The 21,077-nt window shown below is 62.4% G+C and carries 13 protein-coding genes; 1 reads left to right on the forward strand and 12 read right to left on the reverse strand.

Features of this window, described 5'->3' with window-relative positions:
- Positions 1 to 26 precede the first annotated feature (26 nt).
- Positions 27 to 1,994, reverse strand: a complete 1,968-nt coding sequence (locus tag ACR3EL_RS18060) for a RiPP maturation radical SAM C-methyltransferase (RefSeq protein WP_480722508.1) — start codon at positions 1,992 to 1,994, stop codon at positions 27 to 29.
- Between the two features lie 6 nt (positions 1,995 to 2,000).
- On the reverse strand, positions 2,001 to 2,282 hold the full coding sequence (locus tag ACR3EL_RS18065; protein ID WP_170341959.1) for an Os1348 family NHLP clan protein: 282 nt from the start codon (positions 2,280 to 2,282) through the stop codon (positions 2,001 to 2,003).
- Between the two features lie 151 nt (positions 2,283 to 2,433).
- On the opposite strand from ACR3EL_RS18065, the gene ACR3EL_RS18070 reads away from it, so the two are divergent.
- Complete coding sequence (locus tag ACR3EL_RS18070) at positions 2,434 to 5,310, forward strand: ATP-binding protein (protein WP_170341961.1); 2,877 nt, start codon at positions 2,434 to 2,436, stop codon at positions 5,308 to 5,310.
- 51 nt (positions 5,311 to 5,361) lie between these two features.
- Here ACR3EL_RS18070 and ACR3EL_RS18075 read toward each other — a convergent pair whose 3' ends face one another.
- The 10 genes from ACR3EL_RS18075 to ACR3EL_RS18120 all read right to left on the reverse strand — a co-directional run bounded on the left by ACR3EL_RS18075 (position 5,362) and on the right by ACR3EL_RS18120 (position 20,804).
- Positions 5,362 to 6,120 carry a maleate cis-trans isomerase family protein gene (locus ACR3EL_RS18075; RefSeq protein WP_170341963.1) on the reverse strand — a complete coding sequence of 253 codons (759 nt, stop codon included), beginning with the start codon at positions 6,118 to 6,120 and terminating at the stop codon, positions 5,362 to 5,364.
- Positions 6,117 to 7,199 carry a pyridoxal phosphate-dependent aminotransferase gene (locus ACR3EL_RS18080; protein ID WP_480722509.1) on the reverse strand — a complete coding sequence of 361 codons (1,083 nt, stop codon included), beginning with the start codon at positions 7,197 to 7,199 and terminating at the stop codon, positions 6,117 to 6,119. Before ACR3EL_RS18080 ends, ACR3EL_RS18075 begins: the two co-directional genes overlap by 4 nt.
- Entirely contained in the window at positions 7,196 to 8,845 is a 1,650-nt protein-coding gene (locus tag ACR3EL_RS18085; protein WP_170341967.1) for a hydantoinase B/oxoprolinase family protein, read from the reverse strand. The genes ACR3EL_RS18080 and ACR3EL_RS18085 overlap by 4 nt, the downstream gene beginning before the upstream one ends.
- A complete protein-coding gene (locus tag ACR3EL_RS18090; RefSeq protein WP_480722510.1) occupies positions 8,842 to 10,941 on the reverse strand; it encodes a hydantoinase/oxoprolinase family protein in 2,100 nt (699 codons plus the stop codon). Before ACR3EL_RS18090 ends, ACR3EL_RS18085 begins: the two co-directional genes overlap by 4 nt.
- 226 nt (positions 10,942 to 11,167) lie before the next feature.
- Positions 11,168 to 13,828: a molybdopterin-dependent oxidoreductase gene (locus tag ACR3EL_RS18095; protein ID WP_480722511.1), complete on the reverse strand. Its 2,661-nt coding sequence runs from the start codon at positions 13,826 to 13,828 to the stop codon at positions 11,168 to 11,170.
- Entirely contained in the window at positions 13,828 to 14,160 is a 333-nt protein-coding gene (nirD, locus tag ACR3EL_RS18100) for a nitrite reductase small subunit NirD (RefSeq protein WP_093963084.1), read from the reverse strand. Before nirD ends, ACR3EL_RS18095 begins: the two co-directional genes overlap by 1 nt.
- Positions 14,157 to 16,592: a nitrite reductase large subunit NirB gene (gene nirB / locus ACR3EL_RS18105; protein ID WP_480722512.1), complete on the reverse strand. Its 2,436-nt coding sequence runs from the start codon at positions 16,590 to 16,592 to the stop codon at positions 14,157 to 14,159. The genes nirD and nirB overlap by 4 nt, the downstream gene beginning before the upstream one ends.
- Before the next feature lie 4 nt (positions 16,593 to 16,596).
- Positions 16,597 to 18,276, reverse strand: a complete 1,680-nt coding sequence (locus ACR3EL_RS18110; protein WP_170341974.1) for an ABC transporter ATP-binding protein — start codon at positions 18,274 to 18,276, stop codon at positions 16,597 to 16,599.
- 5 nt (positions 18,277 to 18,281) lie between these two features.
- Positions 18,282 to 19,364 carry an ABC transporter permease gene (locus ACR3EL_RS18115; RefSeq protein ID WP_170341976.1) on the reverse strand — a complete coding sequence of 361 codons (1,083 nt, stop codon included), beginning with the start codon at positions 19,362 to 19,364 and terminating at the stop codon, positions 18,282 to 18,284.
- 72 nt (positions 19,365 to 19,436) lie between these two features.
- A complete protein-coding gene (locus tag ACR3EL_RS18120; RefSeq protein WP_170341978.1) occupies positions 19,437 to 20,804 on the reverse strand; it encodes a CmpA/NrtA family ABC transporter substrate-binding protein in 1,368 nt (455 codons plus the stop codon).
- Positions 20,805 to 21,077: the final 273 nt, after the last annotated feature.

Consider the following 21,077-nt stretch of genomic DNA (forward strand, 5'->3'; position numbering starts at 1 on the left):
GGCATCGAGAAGCTCCGGGTCCGATCTCATTCCGCCGGTTGCGGTCCCGGTACCTGTGCACTTGCGAATTCTGAGGGAAATTGAGCGGCGAAAGCACGTTCAGGCGCATTGCGGATCTCGGACCAGGTCGGCGCCCGCTGGAATCCTGGGGACCTGAGGGCGAGGGACAGTACGGATTTGTCCTCGACATAGATCAGCCCAAGCTTCTCAAGGCGGTCCATCGCGGCTTCAAACGCGTCCGCCCCGTACAAGTCGGACACCTGATCGCCAAGAAGCGCCCTGCCTATGATCACTGGGCTCAGGTCAAGGATGGCCCGAGCCGTCTCGTCCAATTGGTGAACAACTCTTTGTCCTGACGCCCGCAGGTCGATCACCGTGTCGCCCTCGACGTAGAGGGCTGACGTACCGGCCTCGTTTTGCCATGCGGCAAGCGCATCCAACGTCGACGCCGCGCGCTGCGCTGGCGGGCTTGGACCGTTGTCGACGATGTCGAAATGGTAGGCGAAATTCCAGACTTCTTCGGGCGGCAGGTCGAATATGAATGAATACGGCTTCGCTGGTTCGACCTCGACCCCAAATGCTTCGGGGTGTTCAAAATAAGGGCTGAACCGGTCCGCTCGCACCGGTCCTATCGAGCCGGGTGGTTGCAGGTGATGCAGCAGCGGAATGAGCTTTGCCATCCGTTCGAAGGCTGCTGCGCTTTCTCCGGGAAACCCGTAGAGGAAACACCATTCGACAAAAACCCCGGCCTCGGCACACAGCTTCAGCGTCTGGATGTTCTGAATTCCGCTGACCCCTTTTCTCATATGCGCAAGGGTCGGAGTATCGAAGGTCTCAATACCCGGCTGGATCTTTCGAACGCCGGCGTCGGCCAGACGGGCGATCACGGTCGGCGAAAGGTTCGATTTGACCTCGAAATGCATCAGGAATGGTCTGGTGTCCTGCGCAAGCTTCGGGATCAGGGTCTTGAGGTAGCGGTGATCCAGAATGTTGTCGACCACGACAAGATCCGGGCCATAGAGATCGGCAAGCGTGCAGAATTCGACATAAGCCCGCTCGGCGGACTTGCTCCGGTAGGTCATCGATTGGCCGTTCAGCCCGCAGAAAGTGCAATGGTGTTTCGCGCCCCACCAGCAGCCGCGCGATGTTTCGATCGTCGCAGATGGCACAAGGCGCTCTGATAGCCCCGGAGTGCTTTGAAATTGTTCAAAGAAAGCGTTGAAATCCGGGATGGGCAGCGTATTCAGATCCGTGGTCAGGCGCGGTCGAGACTCCTCCAGCGGGTTATCCAATTGGCTTTGGTTCAGAAACCCCTCGACCACGGGCAAGGGTCTGCTGGGCCCCAGGGCTTTCAGAAACTCGGGAAAAGCATGGTCGCCCTCGCCAATGCAAACCGCGTCCAGTTCAGGATGGGCCTGCAAAAGCGCGCGCCCGAGCGGCCCTTCGCAATTTGCGCCGCCCATGACGATGATCACGTCGGCTGACCGTCTCCGCACGGCCCGGGCCAGTGCGATCGAGGCCATGACCTGTTGGAACGAAGACGTAATCCCGATCACGGTCGGGTTTTGTTCCATCACCGCATCGGCGCAACGTTGGACGAATGCTCCGGCTTGCTTTCGGGCGGCAATGGCGTTTTGCATGAACGCCAGCCATTCGACACCCGACACATAGTCACCAAGAACCGTGGTCAGGTAGTCCATCGCGTCCAGATCGCTGCGCGGATAGATCAGATCGCTGAATATCCATTCACCCAGCAGCGCCTGATAGCAGCGGCCATCAGACAGCATGAAATACTCATCGAGGCCGATCGCCTCGGCATAGTCGAAGCTGAAGTACTTCTCGGTCGTCGCAAAGCCGTTGTCCCGTGCCAGCTGCGCAAGAAGAGACATCCCAAGCCCTGGATGTTGCAGGGAAGAAAACGGCATGGACACCAGACACAGCTGATGCAGGGCTGCGCCTTGGTCCTGACTGGAGACGGTCGCGCTTTCGCTCATGCGAAGTTACGCGCAGCGGGGCCGGATCACACCGTCGGACGTATCTTCATAGGCTTTCTTGATGTCTTGCATCGCCGACTTCAGGTCGGATTCACCGGAAAAGACGTTCCCAATCGCGGCCAACAGCTTGCGCGCCTCGCCATCCTGATCGAGCGAGATTCCCAAGCGGTTTACTACGCCTTCGGGGTTGTCGATGAATTCTTTTCGAAAGGCCTCGTCAAGGATGCCGCGGCCAATGATCTGCTGAACATCTTCCAGGGTCAAACCCCGAGTATGGTGGTCACTCATAATTGTTCCTTTCGCAATACAAGGCCAATTGTTAATAGTTTTTTTACTCAATATCAATGCCGTGGATGGTCCGCGCCACCCTTGCGTGGTGTCTGGAAAAAGGCCGGGATCAGCGACATACTGTACTCGGGCAGTCGGGGGGCGCTTGAACATGAGGAAACAGGTCCAGATCGAACCGACCGAGCGCAGAATGTGCACGGTTCTGTTCGCCGACATTGTTCGTTCGACCATGATGATCGGCAGTTTGGATCCCGAAGACGCCGTCAGCCATCTGGGCCCTGCCATCGAACTGATCATGTCGATCTGCGAAAATTTCGGCGCAACGACATTGTTCACCGGCGATGGAGCGCTCGCGGTTTTTGGATCACCGAACGCGGACGAGGATCACGCGGTCAAGGCAATAGCCAGCGCCCAGCGGATCATCGAACGCATCGGCAAGCTGGACGATCGGCAGTTGGATGTGCGGGTTGGCGTTCATTCCGGCGAATTGCTGGTGGGCCAGTTGCAACACACCCTCGGGGAAGAGCAGGCCTTTCTAGGACCGGTCATGAACATCGCCAGCAAGATCGAGGCCGCAGCCAGAAAGAACGTGGTCACGGTTTCCGGTCAGGTTTTGGAGAATGCCGGCGATCTGTTCGACCATACCCATGTGGGCGATCTCGAGCTGGACGGGGGTGCGGGTCCGATCAAACTGTTCGAAATCACCGGCCGCAAAGAACAGGTGTCGCGCTGGATGGCGCGGGCGCGCCGCGAACGTTCGCCATTTGTCGGACGCGAAAGGGAACTGGCCGAGCTTGTTGCGGCGTGGAACCAGGCGCGCGACGGCAAGGGCAACTCGGTTCTGTTGTTGGGGGCGGCTGGCGTTGGCAAATCTCGGCTGCTGCATGAGTTGGTCGAGAACTGGCCTCTGGGCGCGCACCAGGTTCTGGAGTTCAACTGCTTTTCGCTGGATCAGGAAGCTGCGTATCTGCCGATCACCCGCGTGATCAATGCCCGTTTGGGACTGTCGGACACCAAATCCGATGCAGAACTGGACCAAAAGCTGTCCGACGTTCTGGGCGGGACCAAGTTCCTGGATGCGCATACCCGATCGGCCCTGTATTCGCTGTTCAGCCGTTTCCAAATGGAACCGGCACTGTCGGCTGTAGACCCGTCTCGCCGACGGAGGCAATTGAACCAGATGCTGTCGCGGCTGGTTCTGTCGATGAAGCAGGACAAGCCCCTGCTTCTGTTGTTCGAGGATTTGCATTGGGCCGACCAGGGCACTCTGGACGTCATCGACAACCTGCTGGGTCAGGTGCGGGGAACGAATGTTCTGATCCTTCTGACCTCGCGCAACGCGAACCTGTTCACGAACGACCCGATGGGTTTGCTCAAGGTCGTTCCGGTCGCCCCGCTGGGCGAGGCGGCCTGCAAGGACCTGATCACGCGCTTGCTGGGCCAGAGCGACATCGATGGTCAGCTGGGCTCATACATCGAAGCCATGAGCGGCCGCACACCGCTTTTCGTTGAAGAATTTGCCCACCACATGCGGGACCGCATGTCGCAAGCCGGGTTCAAGGACGGAGCGATGGACAGCCTGGGCGACATTGAGATCCCCGCCCGGGTTCAACCGTTGATCGCATCCCGGATTGATGCACTGCAAAGCGAGGACCGCAAAGCTCTGCAGCTGGTTGCCGTCGGCGGGTTGCAGTGGACGTGGGGTGTTCTGGCCGACACGCTTCAACGGCTGGGCTTCGACGCCAAAACCCAGATTTCGACATTGGTAGAACGCGGTTTTCTTGAGCTGCCGGAATCTCAGGACGGTCAGCAGCTGCGGTTCAGCCATGCGTTGGTGCAGAAGGTTGGGTATCGCAGTATTCCCCGCCAGCGCCGCGCAAGGCTGCACCGTGCGATCTATGAAACTCTGCTGAGCCGCGGCACATCCGACGATCTGGACGTGGCACAGTCCATCGCCCGTCACGCGGACAAGGGCGAGTTATGGCTGGAGGCTGCCGAGGCCTATACGCGGTGCGGCGAGCTGTCGATCAAGCTGTTTTCGTTCGAGGCCGCCGTCTCATATTTCGAAAACGCCCTGCGGTGCATCGACCAAGTTCAAAAGCGGACCGGCACTCAGGTGGCTGTTGACCTCGGGCTACGCGCCCGGCGCGGTCTGCGCGTTTCGCTGGTGGCCAGCGGGAACTTCAACCGTATCCTGACCATCTCACGCGAGGCGGAAGCCTTGTCCGATGCGTTGGGGGACACATCCGCGCGCGTTGCGTTTCAGGTCGACCAGGCGATCATGCTGACGATCCTGGCGGATGTGCGGCAAGCTATGGAGGTGTCTGAGCGCGCGCTGCGGAGCGCAACCGACGCCGAAGATCCGCGCCTGCAGGCAAACGCGGCCTTTGCGCTGGCCCAGGCTGCGTGGTTTCACGGTAACTTCGCGGCCGCACGGTCGGCGATTGATCAACATGCGGACCTGTTCCAGACGGTGTTCCGTGTGGCCGAAGCGGGCACCACCGGGTCGATTTCGGTGCTTGGGCTTGCAACCCGTGCCAACGCCAACAGCATGATGCATCGGTTTGACGAAGCGGATGCCGGTATCCGCGAGGTCCTGTCGATCGCCGAAGAAACCGGCAAGGCCTATGACTTGAGTTTTGCGCTGATCGCGCGGGGGATCTGGTGCTGGCAGCGAAACGAACCGGCTGACGCCGCCATTGCGTTGCGTCGCGCCTTGCGCGTGTCGGACGATGCTGGAATCGATGTTCTGTGCTGTTTCGCAGCGGCTCCCCTCGCTCGGGTGCAGTCGGTTCTGGGTGAACTTCCGGATGCCCGGCTGGTCCTGAACCGAGGTCTCGAACTGGCGCGGGACATGGAGATGGAGGCCTTCGTCGCCTGGCTGCTGTCGGCCGAAGTGCAGGTTCTGGCGCAGGAAGGCAGAACGAAGGAGGCCAAGGAACTGCAATCCGATTTGAACGACCTGTGTGACCGCAACGGGTATTTCCAGCACGAGCAATCCAAGGCATTGAGGGCGTTTGAGACTTGAACACCCCGAAAAGTCTCGGCTGAAACGACTGCGCATTCTGGCGCTACGACTTCAGCGTTGCAGGTTCAGCATCAGCCGGCCAAATCCGGCCGGCGGCGTGGTGATCCCGGCCATTTCCATTGCCTGAAATGCCATCGCCTGATTTGAAGTGACAACGGGCTTGCCAACAGTTTTTTCAAGCCGGTCGATGATTTCCACGCTGCGCATGTCCGTACAGGACAAAACCAACACCTCGGCCTCGGGGCAGTCTGCAGCCAAACCCAGGTCAAACACTGCCTGTGGGGTCAGAGCACCTTGGCCGTAATTGTCCAGCTGGCCTGCTACTTCGGACCGCGACACGGTTGAAATGCCAGTCTCGGCCAGGAACCGGATTGCCGAGTCATTGATGTCTGCGACATAGGGAGAGGCAAAGCCGATGCGTGTCGCCCCCAGCGTACGCAGCGCATGCACCAGGGCGCCCGCGGCCGTAACGGTCTGCGCCCCGCTGCTGGTCCTGATACGATCGGCAAGTTCGCGATCGAAGGCCGGGCCATGGGTCAGCGTTGCCGAGGTACACCCGTAAAGAATGACATCCGGCCGGACACCGAGCAAAAGCCTGAGCGGCTCATCCAGATCGGCGGCGCCAAGACCGTGCATTTGGGCAGCATCGGGGATTTCTTCCTGATCATAGCCACCCATCCGGGCAAAGTGCAGTGAAACGCCCTCGGGCCGTAGCATCGTCATGTCGGGTTCGAGATTGGTGTTCGTGAACGGCACGAGAATGCCGAAACGGGACCGGCCTCTGGATGGGTGGAAATTTGGCTGTGTCATGGCTGAAGCTCCTCGGCCCAATGTTCCAGAACTGCGGCCATGAGTTCGAGGTCTGCAGTCTGACCGATGGTGGCACGTAGGCAATTGGCCAGTCCCGCGCTGGATTGCGGTCTCAGGAATATGCCTTTTTCCCGTAGGGCTTTGTCGGCTCTGGTCGCGGTGGATTGGTCCGCAAAGCGGATCAGCAGAAAGTTGGTATGGCTTTTGGGAACGTCGTACCCGGCGGACCGAAGGCGATTGGCAAACCGGTCGCGCAGCTCGGCAGTGAGGGCACATGTCTCGAGCATGTAGTCCTGATCGTTCAGAGCGGCCAAGGCGGCGGCCTGTCCGCACACCGACACATTGTTTGGGTTCATCACCTTGCGTATCTGGACCGCGATCTGCGGTGGGAACAGGCCCCAGCCCACGCGAAATCCGGCCAGCCCGTAGGCCTTGGACAGAGTTCGAAGAACGACAGTGTCCCCCCGCGCGACAAGGTCGAACATCGGCTCGTTCAGATCATCGGCGAACTCGCCATAGGCCTCGTCGATCACAAGCAGGGTGTTTTCACGCAACCCTTCACGAAGCCGCAGCAGATCGCGGCGGGAGGTACGGGTGCCTGTCGGGTTGCCGGGATTGGCCACAAATACCAACCTAGTATCCGGCTGCACGGCTGCCAGCAGCGCGTCGAAGGATACGCATCCGTCCACCTCGGCGGCGGTGTCGAAACGGGCGCGGGCCAACTGCGCCACGGTACGAAAAAACGGGTATGCGTTCGCAGGAGCAAGAACGGCGGCGTCTGGCCCGGCAAAGGCCTGCGCCAGACCCGCAATCAACTCCATCGACCCGTTCCCGCACAACAGACCTTGCTCGGGCAGATCATGAAGCTCGGCCAGTCGCGCACACAATGCCGTCCAGTCCGGGTCCGGGTAGAGGTGGCCGTTTGCGGCCGCCTCTGCGACGGCCTGTGCGATCAAGGGACTTGGCGGGCGCAGGCTTTCGTTTTGCGATAGCGAAACAAGGCGCTGTCCTGCCGGCGGATCCAGCTGGGCCAACGCGTAGGGCGACATGGCAGCGACATGGGAAACGGGCCGGATCATGGCTTTATCCCATAGACATGCTGCGCGGCCCGGGCGCTCACAAGCTCGTTCCGCACATCCTGTCGAACGGCCACGGGTGACCTTTCATTGGGTGGCCCAAATCCGCCGCCGCCCGGAGTTTGGAAGATCAGCGTTTCGCCGCCGCCAATCCGCACCTCACCTTTGCCCGGCAAGTCCGCACCGTCGGGGCCGAGACGGATGCGACCGGGCGCGCCCGCCAGTCCGCCGTGCCGTCCCTTGGCTGGGTTTGCGATGCGTTCGACCGAAAGGAACAGCATGAAATCCTCGCTGGTGGAGGAGCGTATTTCGATGTCCTGCCCCAATCCGCCGCGGAGGCGACCGGGGCCACCGCTGTCCTGGCGCAATTCGCGACGTGTGATCAGGACAGGCGCGACAGCCTCGGTTGTCTCGACCTGGCTGCCCCAAACACCCGAGGGGAAGGCCGTCGCCGACAGGCCATCCAGGCTTGGCCTGGCGCCGGTTCCGCCGCTGAACACCAGTTCCAGTGCAAACTGCGTGCCACCGCGGGAAACCGCCTCGGGTGCGTGGCGCAGAGGCAGGTCGTACATGCACGAGGCGCCTTCGGCCGGCACGGCGTCCGGCAGAGCCTGCGACAGGCAGCCATAGACCAGATCCGGGGTCATCTGTCCCAACGTATGGCGCATGGCCACCGGAGCGGGTGGCTGTGCATTCAGAATGCAATCCGGCGGGCCGGTCACGAGGAATGGCGCCAAAGAGCCTGCGTTGTTGGGGATGTCTGGGCCGATGAGGCATCGCAGGGCAAATACCGTGTAAGCCGTTGCATAGTTGAGTGGCACGTTGATGCCTTTGCGCGACAGGCCCGATGTGCCCGAAAAGTCGACCAGAACCCGGTCATCCTTAATGGTCAGGGCCGCGCGCAAGTCGATCTCACACTCGTACCCATCGACGGTCAGCACATTGTGCCAAGTACCCTTTGGCAGTGCCGAGATGGCCTCGATCGTGCCACGGCGCGAGGTTTCGATAATGTAATCGGCCAGACTGTCCAAAGTGTCGATGCCAAACTCGGCCATCATGTCGGCCAGACGCGCTGCGCCTGTTTCGCAGCACGCGATCAATGCGTAGATGTCGCCCTCATTGGCGATGGGCTCGCGCGAGTTGGCTTTGACGATATCCATCAGCAGCGCGTTCAACTGACCTTGGTCGACCAGTCTGCACGGCGGGATACGGAGCCCCTCATCAAAGATATCCGAGCCTTCGGGACCCATGCCCAAACCGCCAAGGTCGACCAGATGCGAGGTGCAGGCCGTAAACCCAACCACATTGCCACGATGAAAGACCGGCATCATCAGCAGGAAATCGTTCAAATGGCCGGATGCGATCCAAGGATCGTTGGTCAGAAAGATGTCGCCCGGCTTCATTTCGGAGCGGGAGTATCGCCCGCACAGGGTCTTCACCGCTTCGGCCATCGTGTTGATGTGGCCCGGCGTTCCAGTAACGGCTTGGGCCAGCATACGGCCGCGTACATCAAAAATGCCGGCGGATATGTCGCCGCATTCACGAACGATCGGAGAAAAGGCGGCGCGGATCAGCGCCTGGCCCTGTTCTTCGACCACCGCTAGCAGCCGGTTCCACATGACCTGCAGACGGGTATTCGTCGTGTTCATTCGGCGTCCTCCTGTATCCGGTTGAGCCAGAGATTGCCGCCGCCATCGACGCTGGCCTGAAAATCCGCGCTGACGAATGTGGTGGTTTGAGGCTCGGCAATCAGCGCCGGTCCGCGCAGCCAATCGCCGGGTTCAAGACCGGATCGATCGTAGATACTGGCGTCGCACCAATGCCCGCTGACATCACAAAGAATGCGTCGATGGTCGCACGGCCGCGCCGTGCGCTGTTGGGCTACGTCAGGAACCCGGCTGAGGGCAGGGGCGGGTGACGACACCTCGACGGACCAGTTGAGAATCTCGATCGCCATTCCCGGTACAGCGCGGCGGAACAACCGGCTGTACTCGGATTCGAAATCCCGGCGCAGGATTTCGATGTCTGCAGGCCCAAGTGCCCGATCCGGAAGCGCGATCTCGATCTCATGACCCTGGCCGTGGTACCGCATGAAGGCCTGTTTTCGGATCGACAACTCGGCTTCAGGTGCACCGGCGCGGACCACGGCCAGCGCCTCGGCTGTCATTTCGTCAAAAAAGGCGTTGAGGCCGTCGAGATCCGGCTGGTCCAGAGTGGCATAGCGCGACCGGACGATTTCGAAGGCGACCGGGGCATACAGAAATCCGACCGCTGACCCTACGCCCGGGTTCTTCGGGATCACGATTTGGTCGACCTGACACCGCCGGGCCACTCGCGTTGCGTGCAATGGCCCATTGCCGCCAAAGGCGATCATCACTCGGGTTGCCAACTCTTTTCCGGACTCGACCGCGTGCATCCGACCTGCGGCGGCCATGCTTTCGTCGACGATTTCGCTGAGACCACGTGCGGCCAGGTCCGGTGCCAGGTCCAGCGCGCTCCCGATTTCCACGGTGATGGCCTGTTCGGCGGCAGCTGTGTCAATCGTCAGTCGGCCTTCGGCAAACCGGCCGGGTTCGATCAGGCCCTGCACCACATCGGCGTCTGTCACGGTCGCCGCCCTGCCGCCATTGCCGAAGGCGGCAGGGCCTGGCTGTGCGCCGGCACTTTCGGGGCCAACCTGCAGGCGGCCCAGCCGATCGACCCTGGCAATCGAGCCGCCGCCTGCGCCGATTTCGATCATCTCGATCACGGGGACGCGCACCGGCATGCCTGAGCCTTTGATGAAGCGCGCGGCCCTTGCGATTTCGAACCTGCGCGCGGTCTGCGGGCGGAAAGTATCAATCAGGCACAGCTTGGCCGTCGTCCCCCCCATGTCAAAGCTGGTTACGGCGCGCGCACCGGTTTCAGCCGCGATCCGTGCGGCAAGGATGGCCCCACCGGCCGGGCCGGATTCGACCAACCGGATCGGCAGGCGGGCGGCCGTTTCCAATGTTGTCATACCGCCGCCGGCCGTCATCATGAGAATGGGACAGGTCAGCCCCTCTGCGGCGAAGCGGGATTGGAACTCGGCCAGATACCCGGCCATCTGGGGCTGGATATAGGCGTTGGCGATGGTGGTGCACAGGCGGTCAAATTCGCGCGCCTCGGGGCTGACTTCGTGCGAGAGCGAGATGGTCAGGTCGGGGAGCGCCCTGAGCAACTGGTCCCGTAGAGCCACCTCGTGCCTTGGGTTGGCATAAGAATGCATCAGGCATACCGCTACGGCCTGGGCGTCGCTATCCGCAATCTGGCGCACCAGATCGTCCATTCCGGCGACATCCAGCGGTGTCAGTTCGTCACCACGTGCATCCATTCGCCCGCCGATCGTGAAGGCACGGGCGCGCGGGACCAGCAGGTCGGGCTTGACTAGATTGATGTCATACTGGCTGTAGCGACGTTCATACCCAATCTCGAGTATGTCCCGAAACCCGTCGGTGGTTATTGTCGCAACCGGGGCACCCCGCCGCTCGATCAGGGCATTGGTGGCCAGAGTGGTGCCGTGAATGAACCCGGAAACCTGCGGGAAACCGGCATTGGCGTCATCCAGAACGCGCTTTGCACCAATCAAGGCGCCGACGGTTGGGTTGTCCGGTGTCGTCGGAGTTTTCGTCGTTGCGAGGATATTGGATTGCCCGTCCATCAGAACGGTATCGGTAAATGTGCCGCCAATATCGACGGCCAGCCGAAGCCCAGCGTGATTAAGCATAAAATGAAGCCATGGGCAGAAGTTTTAGATCGTTTCGGGCTGCTGGTTCAGCATCCGAAGACTGCGAAAAAACCCGTCCCTCGTCAGACGACGAGGTTGCAACCGGTTGCCCGGCGGCCTTGGGTATCTTTGGCGCAGTCAATCACGGCTTGATCACTCTGATTGTCGATCCGATAGAAAAATGCTGCCCATCGCGGGATCACCTGTCAACAGAAATGCGACCGGGCTAGGCGACGTCTCCCTGCAATTGTCGGCTCAGGTTGTCGGCGGCATCCGGGGAATACCGGTCGATCAGGGCACCCAATTCAGGCCGGCAAGACCCGCAATTTGTTCCGGCGCTCAACGCCGCGCCGATAGCGTCGACACTGATCGCTTTCCCGCACGAGATCGCGTCAACGATCGTCTTCAACCCGACGCCAAAACAGGCGCAGATGATCGGTCCGGTGTCCTTGGCATCTGCGGGTGCGCGGCCGGTCAGAAACTGTGCGGGTGGTATGTCCGGCATCGACGCAAGATAGTCCCGCATCAGGGGCAGCGGGCGCGGCGACACGAACAGTGCCGCTTGCAGGCATCCGTCTTGCGACAACGCAATGCGGAAAGACCCTCGGGCCGGATCACCTGCCGTGACCGCGTCCGCATCGGCCAGCGCAAACCATTCGCGGGCGGTTTGTTCCCAATCCTGTATCCGGGCATGATCAGCCAGCTCTGTCCTGTAACCGTTGTCCGTTCGGACCGTCGCGCGGTAGGCGACCGAGGGGGTCAGGGGTTTCCTGGAGACGGCAAAGGCGTACCACGCCGCCTGCATGACACAGATCGAAACGGGTGTGGCCTTGCTTTCAGGTTGTCCGGAAATCGGATCAGTGGTGCCGGGAACCAGCATGTCCACCCGGCCCGAAGGGGCCGTTTCCGCAGTCCAATGGATGGGGGCAAAGACGTGACCGATGCGAACATCTTGGGTGATGCGCGCGCGAAAAATACCACGCCCAGAGGGACTGGTGACTTCGACAAGGTCTGCGCTGGATATCCCCTCGCGGGCGGCGTCCTGGGGGTGAATGTCCACAAACGGCTCGGCCAGATGCGCGGACAGGCGGGCTGAAAGACCGGTCCGGGTCATGGTGTGCCATTGATCCCGTGTGCGTCCGGTGTTCATCACAAAGGGATATTGCTGTCCGGGCAAGGCTGCCGGAGGTCGATGGGCAACGGGAACGATCCGGGCCTTCCCGTCGGAATGAAAGAAGTGTCCGTCACCGAAAAATCTTCCACCTGCGCGCCTGCGATCCAATGGCCAGCGGGTGGGCTCCAATTCGGCATAGCCCGCCTCGTCAATGTCGGAGAAGCCCGAAATGTCGAAGTCTTTCCCGAACCGCGCGGTGATTTGGGACATGGCGGCGTATTCCCGGAATATTTCGGCCGGTGAAGCGTAGTCGAACGCGGTTTTCCATCCCATGCGGCGGCCAACTTCGGCCAAGATGTCCCAATCCGGGCGCGCTTGGCCCGGTGGCTGCAAAACGGCGCGTTGCCGGCTGATGGTTCGGTCCGAATTCGTGACTGTTCCGTTCTTTTCGGCCCACCCGGCGGCCGGCAGCACGACGTCGGCCAGACGCGCCGTGTCGGAGTGCAACGTCAGATCACTGACGACCGTGAACGGGCAGGCGGCGATTGCGTGGCTGACCCTGTCAGCTTCGGGCATGGTTGCCGCCGGGTTGGTGTGGATGATCCAAAGGGCCTTGATCTGCCCATCTTCGACCGCGCGGAACATGTCCACGGCCTTCAGCCCCGGAGACTGCGGTATTGAAGGGGATTGCCAAAACGCCTGAACCGCGGCGCGATGATCGGCGTTTTCGATGTCCAGATGGCAAGCCAGCGTGTTGGCCAGACCACCCACTTCGCGCCCACCCATCGCGTTGGGTTGGCCGGTGACCGAGAACGGGCCCATTCCCGGCCGCCCGATCCGACCGGTGGCCAGATGGCAGTTCAGAATGGCGTTTACCTTGTCGGTCCCGCTGGAGGATTGGTTCACTCCCTGGCTGAAGATCGTCACGACGCGCGGGGTATTGATCCATAGATCGAAAAAGGCGGCGAGTTTTTCGGCGGGCAGGCCGGTTTCCGAGATCTGGTCGTTTCCGGCCGTTTCCAGAGCGGCTTCCAGACCCGAGGTTTGCTTGACGAAGTCCGGGTCCACGGCCCCGCGCCGATGAATCTCGGTCAGCAGCCCGTTGAACAGCGCCACGTCGCTGCCCGGATTCAGCGCCAGATGCAGATCGGCCTGATCGCAGCTGGCGGTGCGCCGTGGGTCGATCACCACGATCCGGGTCCCGCGCGCCTGCCGGGCCGCCAGAACCCGCTGATAAAGAACCGGGTGGCACCACGCCAGGTTCGACCCTACCAGCACCACCAGATCGGCCTGGTCCAGATCCTCGTAGGTGCCCGGCACGGTGTCGGTGCCAAAGGCCCGCTTGTGCCCGGCCACGGTCGAGGCCATGCACAGCCGCGAATTGGTGTCGATATTGGCCGATCCGATGAAGCCCTTCATCAGCTTGTTGGCCACGTAGTAATCCTCGGTCAGCAACTGCCCCGAGACATAGAAGGCCACGCTGTCGGGACCATGCGCCGCGATCGTTTCGCGGAACCGGTCGGCCATCAGTTGCAGCGCCTCGTCCCAGCCCACGTCCCGGCCAAAGGCGCACGGGGTCAGCAGGCGGTGCTCCAGCCCGACCGTTTCTCCCAAAGCTGTGCCCTTGGAACACAACCGTCCGAAATTCGCCGGGTGGTCCGGGTCGCCCCGCACGGTCAGACCTCCCGCCCCGTCCGGGCGCAGCAGCACGCCGCAGCCCACGCCGCAATAGGCGCAGGTGGATCGCACCTCGGGCAGGTTCGAGCCGTCCATCACGCGGCGCTCCGCTCGGTGACGGCGCGGGCGTCCAGCAGGATGCGCCCGCCCTCCAGCCGAACCGGATAGGTGGTGATCCGGCCTTCATCCGCGCCTTGGGCCTCGCCCGTATTCAGGTCAAACACCCAGTTGTGCAGCGGGCAGGTCACCGACTGGCCATGCACGATGCCTTCGGACAGCGGGCCGCCCTTGTGGGGGCAGGCATTGCTGGCCGCGAACAGTTCGGCCTCGGCCGTGCGGAAGATGGCGATGCAGCCAAGACGGGTTTTCACCAGACGCGCGCCACGCAGCGGCACGTCGTCGATATGTCCGATGTCGATCCAGCTCATTCCGCGGCCTCCAGGGTGAAATCTGCAATCGGGGCATAGCTCGGCGCCTTGTCACGCACATGCTCGGCCCAGGGGTCCTTGCGATAGATGCTTTGCGACAGTTCGAACCGCGCGACCAATGCCCGCCTGTTTTCGAGGTCGTCGACCACATTGGCCCTGACCCAGTCCATGCCGACCTTGGCCAGCCATTTGTACAGCCGGTCCAGATACTTGCCGCCCTCGCGATAGGCCTGGGTGACGGCCATCACCACCTCGATCGCCTCGTCCTCGGTCGGGACCTGGCACAGCAGTTCGGTTTCCTTGACGTCCATACCGGCCGCCCCGCCGATGCCGATCTGATAGCCCGAGTCCACGCAGACCACGCCGATATCTTTGCAGGTCGCCTCGGCACAGTTGCGGGGGCAGCCCGAGACCGCGAGCTTGAGCTTGTGCGGTGTCCACGAGCCCCACAGGATCTGTTCCAGCTTGATGCCAAGGCCGGTGCTGTCCTGGGTTCCGAAGCGGCAGTGATCGGTGCCGACACAGGTTTTGACCGTGCGCAGACCCTTGGAATAGGCGTGCCCCGAGACCAGGCCGGCCCGGTTCAGATCGGCCCAGATGGCGGGCAGGTCCTCGCCCTTGACGCCCAGCAGGTCGATGCGCTGACCGCCGGTGACCTTGACGGTGGGCACGTCGTATTTCTCGGCCGCGTCGGCGATCGCGCGCAGCTCGGCCGGGTTGGTGATGCCGCCCCACATGCGGGGCACGACGCTGAAGGTGCCGTCCTTCTGGATGTTGGCGTGTTTGCGTTCGTTGACGAACCGGCTTTGCGGGTCATCACGGTATTCCAGCGGCCAGTCGGCCAGCAGATAATAGTTGATCGCCGGCCGGCAGACATGGCAGCCATTGGGCGTTTTCCAGCCCAACTCCTGCCAGACGGCGGCCTGGCTTTTCAACTCTTGCGCCTTGATCAGGCGGCGCACGTCCTCGTGGGTCAGATCGGTGCACCCGCAGATCGGTTGCGCCGCCGGCATCTGGAACTCATCGCCAAGCGTGACCTGCAGGACCTGTTCGACCAGACCCGTGCACGTTCCGCAGGATGCGCTGGCCTTGGTGCTGGCGCGCACGGCGGCCAGATCGGTGGCCCCGGCGGCGATCGCCTCGACGATGGTGCCCTTGCATACGCCGTTGCAGCCGCAGATCTCCGCCTCAGGCGGCAATGCTGCAACGGCTGAGAGAGGGTCCGCGGTGTCGCCTCCCTGATAGGCCGGGCCGAAGATCAGCGTGTCGCGCATCTCGTCGATGTCGGTGCCGTCCTTGATCAGGCCGAAGAACCAGCTGCCATCGGCGGTGTCGCCATACATGACCGCGCCGATCAGGCGGTCGTCTTCGATCACCAGCCGCTTGTAGACCCCGCGCGCCGGGTCGCGGAACACGATGTCATCGCGTCCCTCGCCCTCGGCGAAGTCTCCGGCGCTGAACAGGTCGCAGCCGGTGACCTTCAGCTTGGTGGCCAGTTCCTTGACCACGAAAGCATCCGGCTGGCCCAGCAGGGTATTGGCCACGACCTTGGCCTGATCGAAAAGCGGCGCCACCAGGCCGAACAGGTGGCCGTCGAATTCGACGCATTCGCCCACGGCCATCACATCCGGGTCCGAGCTTTGCATCTGCGCGTTCACCTCGATCCCGCGGGCAACGTCCAGCCCGGCATCGGTGGCCAGCCGGGTTTCGGGGCGGATGCCGACGGCCATCACCACCAGGTCGGCGGGCAGCGTCTCGCCGCTTTCCAGCAGCACCGCCTCGGCGCGACCCTCGCCCAGAATGGCCTTGGTCGAGGCCTGGGTTCGCACGGTGATCCCCCGCCTTTCCAGATCCTTGCGCAGCAGGTATCCGGCGGCCTCATCCAGCTGCCGTTCCATCAGATGGCCCATCAGGTGCACCACGGTGACGGTCATGCCGCGCTCGGCCAGCCCCGCCGCGGCCTCGAGCCCCAGAAGCCCGCCGCCGATCACCACCGCGTTGCCACCCTTGGCGGCCGCGTCGATCATCGCGTTGGTGTCGTCCAGATCGCGATAGGTGATGACGCCGGGCAGGTCCTTGCCCGGAACCGGAATGATGAACGGGGCCGAGCCGGTGGCGATCAGCAGCTTGTCATAGGGCACATGACCGTTTTCGCCCTCGACCACCTTCATCTCGCGGTCGATCTTCACCACATGCTCGCCAAAGCGGCAGGCGATGCCCCGCTGCGCGTACCAGTCGCCGTCATGGGTGACGATGTCCTCATAGGTCTTATCGCCCGAAAGAACCGGGCTGAGCATAATGCGGTTGTAGTTTCCGCGCGGTTCGGCGTTGAACAGGGTGATGTCGAACGCATCCGGCGCGGTCCCGGTCAGATGTTCAAGCACGCGGCCCGACGCCATCCCGGCACCGATCACGACAAGTTTCTGTTTCATGGGGTCACTCCGCTGCAATGGCCTTGGGGGCGGGCGATTTTGGCTTGGCGCCGTGTTCGTATTCTTCGAGGAAATCCAGCACTTCCTGCCGGTAGGCGTAATAGTCGGGATGTTCGAGCAACGCCTTGCGGGTGCGCGGGCGGGGCAGGTCGACGCGGGTGATCTTGCCGATCGTGGCCTGCGGGCCATTGGTCATCATCACCACCCGGTCGGCCAGCAGGATCGCCTCGTCCACGTCATGGGTGACGCAGATCGCGGTGACCTTGGTGCGCGACCAGACCTCCATCAGAACCTCCTGCAGCTCCCAGCGGGTCAGGCTGTCGAGCATCCCGAAAGGCTCATCCAGCAACAGCAGCTTGGGCGACAGGGCAAAGGCCCGGGCGATGCCGACGCGCTGTCTCATGCCGTTCGACAGGTCGCTGGCCTGCTTGTCCATCGCATCGGCCAGACCGACGCGTTCCAAGTAATACTCCACCACGTCCTGCCGTTCGGCCTGGCTGGCGTTCGGATAGACCTTGTCGACACCGATCGCCACGTTCTCTTTCGCGGACAGCCACGGGAACAGGTTGGGCGACTGGAACACCACCGCGCGTTCAGGGTCGGCACCTTCGACGTGGCGGCCATCCAGCTTGATCGCGCCTTTGGAAATCTCGTTCAGCCCCGCCGCCATGGTCAGCACCGTGGATTTGCCACAGCCCGAATGACCGATCAGCGAGATGAACTCGCCCTTGTCGATCTTCAGGTCGAAATCCTCGACCACGGTCAGCGGCCCCTTGGGCGTGGGATAGACCTTGTGCAGTTGCGAGAAATCCAGGAACCGGCTGTCGATCATGCCCTTCTGCGCCTCGGTCACGGCGGCGGGCACACCGTGGATCGGCGTGACCTCGGGCAGGATGCGGGTGCCTTCGACCTTGGCCTCGATCCCCACATCCATCAGGTATTTGGTGACCTCGGCGCGCAGGCGCTTGAAGGTTTCATCGGTGTTCATCGCCGCCCGGTCGCGCGGGCGCGGGATCGAGACGCGGAACTCCTGCCCCAGCGTGCCGTCGGGGTTCAGGGCGATGATCCGGTCGGCCAGGATGATTGCCTCGTCCACGTCATTGGTGATCAGCACGCAGGTCTTGCGGTCAGCTTCCCAGATGCGCTCGATCTCGTCGGCCAGGTTGGCGCGGGTCAGCGCGTCCAGCGCCGACAACGGCTCGTCCAGTAACAAGACCTCGGGGTTCATGGCCAGCGCCCGGGCCACGTTGACCCGCTGGCGCATCCCCCCCGACAATTCGGCCGGACGGCGCGACGCCGCGTGGCTGAGGCCGACCATCTTGACGTAATGGGCCACTTTCGCGGCCTTCTCGGCCTTGGGCAGGCCCGGAAAGACCGTATCGACCGCCAGCCCGACATTGCCGCTGACCGTCAGCCACGGCATCAGCGAGTAGTTCTGAAAGATCACGCCGCGTTCCGGCCCCGGCCCCTTGATCGGCGCGCCCTTGAAGGTGACCTGACCGCGGCTGGGCATGTCTAGCCCGGCCAACAGGTTGATCAGCGTGGTCTTGCCGGTGCCGGAAAAGCCCAGGATCACCAGGAACTCGCCCTCCTGCACCTGCAGGTCGATGCCGTTCAGAACATCGGTGTGCCCGGTGCCTTCGCCGAAGGATTTCGAGACGTTTTCGAAGCTGAGAATGCTCATTACGCTCACCGGTTGTTGGTAAAGGTAAACAGGGACTGCAGCGCGTACATCACTCGGTCCAGCAGGAAACCGATGATGCCGATGGTAAAGACCGCCACCATGATCCGGGCCAGCGAGCTGGACGAGCCGTTCTGGAACTCGTCCCAGACGAATTTGCCCAGGCCCGGGTTCTGCGCCAGCATCTCGGCCGCGATCAGAACCATCCAGCCCACGCCCAGCGACAGGCGCAGGCCGGTGAAGATCAGCGGCAGCGCCGAGGGCAGCACCAGCTTGGTGATCTTGGTCCAGGTGTTCATCTTCAGAACCTTGGACACGTTCACCAGATCCTTGTCGATCGACGCCACGCCCAACGAGGTGTTGATCAGCGTGGGCCACAGCGAACACAGCGTCACAGTGATGGCCGAAATCAGGAAGGATTTCGCGAACCAGCCATCATTGGTGACATAGATTGCCGAGACGATCATCGTCACGATCGGCAGCCAGGCCAGCGGCGAGACCGGCTTGAACACCTGGATCAACGGGTTCAGCGCCGCGTTTGCGGTGGGCGACAGACCCGCCGCGATGCCCAGCGGCACCGCCACGACCGTGGCGATCAGGAATCCGAAGAACACGGTTTTGATCGAGGTCCAGATCTGCTGGTAGTAGGACGGCGCGCCGGTATAGGCGACCTGCTTGACCTCGTCCGCGCGGCCGGCCTCGATCAGCTTCTGGTTCCGCTTTTCGACCATCGCCTCGAACTTGGCGCGTTTGGCGGCCTTGGCCTGAGCGTCCTGATTCAGGTTGACCAATTCCTCCCAGACCTGCGCCGGGCCAGGCACCGCCCCAAGCGAGGTCTGCACCTTGGGCGCCAGCGTAGCCCATAGCAGCAAAAAGGCGCAGATCGACAGGATCGGCACGATCAGCAGCCGCCAGATCTCGGCCATCTGGGCGCGGGGATTGTCGCCGGCGGCGGCCTTCAGAACCGGCGTGGCCCAGCTGAGGCCCAACACCTGGAACCATTTGTCGGCGGCGTTGATGCGGGTGAAAAGACGGGCGCGGCGCGCGTCCCGTGCGGCGTCTGCGTTGAATTCCGGATCGACCGTTGTCATCTGATGCGTCCTTGCGATGGCGGGGCGTTTCAGGGGCCCTGCCCGACCGCAGCCGGGCAGGGCGGTTCGGGGTCAGCCTTGGACTTCGGTCCCGACGACCTTCTGGTCGCCCTTCAGGCCGATCGGTAGGCTTTCGAGATAGGCGTTCGGCGCGCGGCCATCGAAGGGAATGCCGTCGATGATGTCCTCGGCCGGAGTGGGTGCCTTGTAGCCGTCGCTGTCCCAGGGAAAGTCGGCCTCGTCCGCCAGGCCTTCTTCGACCAGAAGGCGCGCGGCCTGCAGATAGATCTCGGGCTTGTAGACCGACTTGGCGACCTCGTCATACCAGTTGTCTGCCTTGGCTTCGGGGATCTGCCCCCAGCGGCGCATCTGGGTCAGGTACCAGACCGCGTCGGAATAGAACGGATAGGTCGCGTTGTAGCGGAAGAATACGTTGAAATCGGGCACCTCGCGCTTGTCGCCCTTTTCGTATTCGAACGTGCCGGTCATCGAGTTGGCGATCACCTCGTAATCGGCCCCGACATATTCCGGGCGGCTGAGGATCTCGACCGCCTCGGGGCGGTTGGCATTGTCGTTCTCGTCCAGCCACATCGCCGCGCGGATCAGCGCCTTGGTTACGGCCAAGGTGGTGTTCGGGTATTCCTCGGCGAATTCGGCGGTGATGCCGAATACCTTTTCAGGGTTGTTCTTCCACAGCTCGTAGTCGGTGATGACCGGAACGCCGATGCCCTTGAACACCGCCTGCTGGTTCCACGGCTCGCCCACGCAATAGCCATGGATCGTGCCAGCCTCGAGCGTGGCCGGCATCTGCGGCGGCGGGGTGACCGACAGGAACACGTCCGCGCCGATCTGGCCGGTCACGTTTTCGGGGCTGTAATAGCCCGGGTTCAGACCCCCGGCGGCCAGCCAGTAGCGCAGCTCGTAATTGTGGGTCGAAACCGGAAACACCATGCCCATGTTGAAGGGCTTGCCCTCGGCCCTGTACTTCTCGACCACCGGAGCCAGCGCCTCGGCGCTGATCGGGTGCTGCGGGCGGCCGTCGTCCATCACCGGGATGTTGGGTTTCATCTCCGCCCAGACCTCGTTCGATACCGTGATGCCGTTGCCGTTCAGGTCCATCGAGAAGGGCGTGATGATATGCGCCTCGGTTCCATAACCAATGGTCGCCGCCAGCGGTTGACCGGCCAGCATATGCGCACCGTCCAACTGGCCGCCGATCACGCCGTCCAGCAGAACCTTCCAGTTGGCCTGCGCCTCGAGCGTCACGAACAGGCCTTCGTCCAGGAAATACCCCTGCTCATAGGCCACGGCCAGCGGCGCCATGTCGGTCAGCTTGATGAAGCCGAAGGTCAGTTCGTCCTTTTCCAGCTCCAGCATTTCTGCGGTGGCCGGCGCAACAAGGGCTGTCGTCGCAACAAGACTCAGAATGAGTTTTTTCATCTTTGTTCCTTTCGGTCCGGCCCAAACCGGGCTGGGTGGCGACCCGAGCAACGTTCGGGCCAAAAAAAAGCCGCCGACACACACCGCCGGAAGGAGAAGGCGGTTGGTCGAGCGGCTTTGCTCAGAAGTTTTGCCCAAGACATCGGGCGAATTCCTACGGTGGGCGACGTTGCCTGCCGTTGTCCTGATAAACGCACCGGTGAGCAGATGAGTCATCCAAAATTGACGGCCATCAGGCGAAAATTCTGCAACGCAGCATTATTTGACGCTGCA

It is taken from the genome of Ruegeria sp. BJ3, from assembly GCF_056535665.1.

What these genes read in the sequence shown, in the direction of transcription:
- ACR3EL_RS18095 (WP_480722511.1), bottom strand. Translation starts at nt 13,828, where the DNA reads ATGGACGGCTCGAACCTGCCCGAGGTGCGATCCACCTGCGCCTATTGC.
- ACR3EL_RS18065 (WP_170341959.1), bottom strand. Translation starts at nt 2,282, where the DNA reads ATGAGTGACCACCATACTCGGGGTTTGACCCTGGAAGATGTTCAGCAG.
- nirB (WP_480722512.1), bottom strand. Translation starts at nt 16,592, where the DNA reads ATGAAACAGAAACTTGTCGTGATCGGTGCCGGGATGGCGTCGGGCCGC.
- ACR3EL_RS18070 (WP_170341961.1), top strand. Translation starts at nt 2,434, where the DNA reads ATGAGGAAACAGGTCCAGATCGAACCGACCGAGCGCAGAATGTGCACG.
- ACR3EL_RS18090 (WP_480722510.1), bottom strand. Translation starts at nt 10,941, where the DNA reads ATGCTTAATCACGCTGGGCTTCGGCTGGCCGTCGATATTGGCGGCACA.
- ACR3EL_RS18120 (WP_170341978.1), bottom strand. Translation starts at nt 20,804, where the DNA reads ATGAAAAAACTCATTCTGAGTCTTGTTGCGACGACAGCCCTTGTTGCG.
- ACR3EL_RS18060 (WP_480722508.1), bottom strand. Translation starts at nt 1,994, where the DNA reads ATGAGCGAAAGCGCGACCGTCTCCAGTCAGGACCAAGGCGCAGCCCTG.
- ACR3EL_RS18075 (WP_170341963.1), bottom strand. Translation starts at nt 6,120, where the DNA reads ATGACACAGCCAAATTTCCACCCATCCAGAGGCCGGTCCCGTTTCGGC.
- ACR3EL_RS18080 (WP_480722509.1), bottom strand. Translation starts at nt 7,199, where the DNA reads ATGATCCGGCCCGTTTCCCATGTCGCTGCCATGTCGCCCTACGCGTTG.
- ACR3EL_RS18110 (WP_170341974.1), bottom strand. Translation starts at nt 18,276, where the DNA reads ATGAGCATTCTCAGCTTCGAAAACGTCTCGAAATCCTTCGGCGAAGGC.
- ACR3EL_RS18085 (WP_170341967.1), bottom strand. Translation starts at nt 8,845, where the DNA reads ATGAACACGACGAATACCCGTCTGCAGGTCATGTGGAACCGGCTGCTA.
- nirD (WP_093963084.1), bottom strand. Translation starts at nt 14,160, where the DNA reads ATGAGCTGGATCGACATCGGACATATCGACGACGTGCCGCTGCGTGGC.
- ACR3EL_RS18115 (WP_170341976.1), bottom strand. Translation starts at nt 19,364, where the DNA reads ATGACAACGGTCGATCCGGAATTCAACGCAGACGCCGCACGGGACGCG.